The sequence below is a fragment of the Treponema sp. genome, assembly GCF_045657965.1.
Taxonomy (GTDB): domain Bacteria; phylum Spirochaetota; class Spirochaetia; order Treponematales; family Treponemataceae; genus Treponema_D.
In genome coordinates this window covers 1-3,914 of sequence record NZ_JAZOUG010000353.1, presented here as the reverse complement: position 1 = coordinate 3,914, position 3,914 = coordinate 1, and the positions used below count along the sequence as shown (strand labels likewise).

Below are 3,914 nucleotides of genomic sequence, written 5' to 3'. Positions count from 1 at the left end.
CATATAACCACGACCGTATCACGTTCCTTTCTTAATTTAATTCATCTTACATACCAGACATAACTGGTCCTGTGTATTCTTCATTTTCTTTTTCTTCATTATTTGCATCTTCATACTGGCTGTTGTATGCAGATGTTGACTTATAAATTTCATTTTCATTGTTCCTTTCTTTTTCTTTCTTGTGTTCATATATAGCTAAAGCTGTGCCAATTGCAAGACCTGCAATTACGCCCATTGTAACATCAGGTTCTTCCTCTTCATCATCTTTTCGCTTGCCACCTATTGCACCAAGAGTTGACAAAGCAGAACAGACAGTACCGACGTTATTGAGGACACGAGCATTCCTATTCCTAACTGAATTTGAACTTTTCGTCTGGTTAACATTCTTGCTGCGTCGTCCGCTTTCATTGTTAACCACTCTATCTTTTCCAATGAAGCGTTCGTAATCTCGTCGATTCTGTTCCCAACCTGTATTTCTTGGTGCTTCATTTCTTCCAGTGTACTTTCCGTTTTCTTCAGATAAGTCTCCAAGAATTTTTCCATCCTCATCAATGATTCTTTGCTCATTGATTCTTGACTCTCCGACCAGACATTCATTATTTCTTCCATTCTTCTTGCTGTCAGAAGTCTGGTGAACAATTCCATTATCTTCGGATAAAGTTCCGTATTCATACTCAGAAGTTCCACCATTGTATCCCAATCCTTTTCCTGAATCGGAACCATCACTGGCATTGAACTCTGACTGAGGTTCTGTATATTCTGCGAATTCTTTTCTACCAGATTCGCTATCATAGTATTTTTTCTTGTTGTAGAGCATTGCTCTGAGTTGTAATTCATATTCCATATTCTCCTTTAAATATTTTTCTTCGTGTAATTTTATGTCACGACATTTCTTTCCATCAGGACAAGTGAAAGTAATATATTTTCTTTCCTTTGTCCAGGTAACTTTGTAACCTTGTTTATTCATTTCTTTAAAGAAATCATTTTTGTTACCAGATTTTTTCATAGCATTATCAATTTCAGACATCAATCTGAACTTCCAACTGTCACCTTTTTCAGCTGCACGATACTCTCTTGTTGACAACTTATCACCACTTTTAGTGTAAGGTTCAAGAACAGAAAGTCCGTGACTTTTACAAATATCATCGTTAAGTCCACGCAACTTTTTGACAGTATCTGGTGGTTGACGAAGCTTTTTTCCGTTTTCAAAACTTACAGAATTGATAACGAAATGATTATGCAGATGGTCAGCATCGCTATGAGTTGCAACCAGAACTTCATATCCTGGCCACGCTTTTTCAGCAAACTCAAGACCAATTTTGTGAACATCTTCAGCAGATATTTTTTCGTCTGGCGAGAACGATTGCACATACTGATAGAAATTCATTCCATCAGTTTTCTTGTAACTTTCTTTTGTAAACATAAATTCAGTAAAAGCATTTTCACCATCACAATTAACTCCACCTACAAGTCTTCGGTTGCTGTCTTCATCATAAACTTTTTTATCCTGAACACAGTAATTTATGACACCTTTCATTGCACTGATTGTCTGTTTACTTTCTTTAATATATTGAAAAGTTGCCATCAGTTTTTACCAACAAGCAACAACAATTGCTCATAAATTTTTCGTTGCAACGAGATAACTTCATCGAAGTTATATGAACTAACCACGCCAGAATTTATCTTCATAGCAATCTGATTTATGTTATTACCGATTCTTTTTAACTCCAGCAACAATGGTTTTGTATCTTCAGTAACAGAGATTTTACTCTTTGAAGAAACTGAAATTATGTACTCGGTAAGATTCAATTTTGCCTTACTCGCTTTCTTTTCAATCATTGATTTTTCCGACTCAGTAAGCCGAATTGTCAGCGTCTTATCACGCTTTCTCTTTTCACCCATATATATTCTCCTTTCATAGTGGGTTCGGGCTACCGCCCGTGAATTTTGCGACCGGATATCCGGACGCTCTGCTTGCCCCAGCTAAAGCTGGGTAACTTATCGAAACTCCTGAACTGTGCATAGATTTCACTGGATTTTCCGACCTTTTCTCGACGCCTTTATCTTTGTTTTAAGCGTATCAATTTTTTGCACCCTCTCCTGCAATTCCGAGTGCAATTTTCACCTCCTCGTTTTTTGATTTGCACTCCATGATTCGTTCCTACAAGAGAAAGTTTGTATGACTTCCTCGTGGAATGCGTTTTGTCTGTCTCACCCAACATCGTTCCTACGCTGCTCCCTGTAGATTTCTATTCACACTACAAGGGCGTACAGCGCGTTTTGTGGGAGTGGTAGGCTTGCCGATCCTCTTTCGAGGGTGCTTTCACATCTTTCTCCTGCGGCACAGAATTTCTTCTGTTGTCATCGCTCAATCCACTCGGTCCCACATATCCTGTTGGCCAGACTATTCAATTGTCAAGGTACACGGAAGTTTTGCCTTCCATATATTCCCCGACACAAGAAATACGGTTTATTCCAAGAAAATAAAAAATTTTAAATTTTTTTTGCAACAAAAAAGACCCTTGAGAAATTAATCTCAAGGGTCTGAAAAAATATTAAGTTCAATTACATATTTTGTCTTGCAATTTCATCTCTGATTTTTTCTTCCATCTTCTTTTTCTTTTTTGAAATTGCGCTTTGTGATTCGTAACCTAACTCCGAAGCAATTTCTTCCTGAGTTTTCTTCTGTTGCAATAATTTAAAAATCTTTTTCTCTTCATCATTTAAAACACTCAAGAAAATTTTCTCCCAATCACTCATTGTTTGAGTTTCAACAATTTCTTCAACCGAAGAACCACCATCGTTCAACAAATTACTATGGTTTTCCTGTAACTCATCGAGAGATAAATTCGAACCAGCTTTTGTTCTTGTATGTTGTGTTCTTCTGATGTGGTCAATCTTATCATGGTTCTCCAAAACTTTTTCATTGAAATCTTCATCAGCTGACATTTTCTTTTGTAATTTATACATCTCTAAAAGTTCAAATGCGGCAGGTAAGCATGCCATTCTTCTCTGTAACATACCATCAGCAAATATATCGTGAACCTTTTTCATTTCATCTGGTGTCAATGCAAAAATATTTTCCTTACCAATTTCTTTAGCATACTCGTTACCAATCTTATATATTTTATCAGCATTAACGAGCATAACAGTTTTGTAGATTTTTTTCATTTTGTTCTCTCTGATAAGTCGCATAACACTACTCAAAATCACTTTTTCTAAACTCTCATCCATAATTTTGATAGGTGCATCATCAGAGAAATTTTCAAGCGACGATTTGCCAATAGATTCAGATAGTTGTTCTTTCCAAGCATCCTCGTAAAATGTTTTTGCTTTTTTATGTAACACCTGTTCTTCATCAGTCAGAGTACTCATATCCAAAACTTGTCCTTTAGAAAGATAGTCCATATTTTTTCTTACTTCTTTCAATCGGTTCGTAAGTTCTAACATATCAAAATCCCTGTAAAGCATAAATTTCATTAAACTAATTTTTATGTTCATTTTCAAACTCCTTTTAGTAAACATTTTAATTTTTGCTTAAGTAATTTTGATTATATCATACTCATTGTACTATTTTAAGGACTTTCAATCGTAAAAAAGAAAACTACTAATAATTTTCAAATAATTCATTTATCGAGATATTAACATATTTGCGATATAAAATCATAAATTTAGTTATTTATAATTCCATTCTCTCAAATCCTAATTCTTCGATAACATTCCGTTTTTCATCATCCAATTTTGGAACCGCCCAGCAGAGCAAGTGTTTAGGTCGTGTGCATGCCACATATGCCATTCGGGTTGCTTCTTGTTTATCATTTATCCAGTTTTCCCAGTAACCTGCTTTCCCTAAAGCTGTTGGTGTTGATACTAACAAAACTGCCTCATAACTACATCCTTTTACTGCATGAATC

At 35.6% G+C, this 3,914-nt stretch carries 4 protein-coding genes; all 4 read right to left on the bottom strand.

Features of this window, described 5'->3' with window-relative positions; translation table 11 throughout:
* Positions 1-46: 46 nt before the first annotated feature.
* Positions 47-1,537, bottom strand: a complete 1,491-nt coding sequence (locus ACKI5B_RS13375) for a relaxase/mobilization nuclease domain-containing protein (RefSeq protein ID WP_407429600.1) — start codon at positions 1,535-1,537, stop codon at positions 47-49.
* Between the two features lie 47 nt (positions 1,538-1,584).
* Positions 1,585-1,902 (bottom strand): MobC family plasmid mobilization relaxosome protein, encoded by a 318-nt coding sequence (locus ACKI5B_RS13370; RefSeq protein ID WP_407429598.1) that lies wholly within the window; start codon positions 1,900-1,902, stop codon positions 1,585-1,587.
* Between the two features lie 663 nt (positions 1,903-2,565).
* Positions 2,566-3,501 (bottom strand): hypothetical protein, encoded by a 936-nt coding sequence (locus ACKI5B_RS13365; protein WP_407429596.1) that lies wholly within the window; start codon positions 3,499-3,501, stop codon positions 2,566-2,568.
* 178 nt (positions 3,502-3,679) lie between these two features.
* On the bottom strand, positions 3,680-3,914 hold a 235-nt coding region (locus ACKI5B_RS13360), incomplete at its 5' end, for a hypothetical protein (protein ID WP_407429594.1).